The organism is Glycomyces arizonensis DSM 44726 (genome assembly GCF_000482705.1).
Lineage (GTDB): Bacteria > Actinomycetota > Actinomycetes > Mycobacteriales > Micromonosporaceae > Glycomyces > Glycomyces arizonensis.
The window spans coordinates 159,846-160,059 of the sequence record NZ_KI519475.1 but is presented as its reverse complement, the minus strand read 5'-3'; positions in this window follow the sequence as shown (position 1 = coordinate 160,059).

The following is a 214-nucleotide window of genomic DNA, read 5'->3' as shown; positions in this document are numbered from 1 at the left end:
CCGTGCTCCCCGCGCCAGCGGGGATGAGCCCGGACCCCAACCGCAACAGGCGTCACAGCTCAGGTGCTCCCCGCGCCAGCGGGGATGAGCCTTGCTCGGAGGTGTCTCGCCCGCGAGCGAAGCGGTGCTCCCCGCGCCAGCGGGGATGAGCCCAGCTCGCGGTCGCGCTGCCGTTTGCCTGGGTCGTGCTCCCCGCGCCAGCGGGGATGAGCCC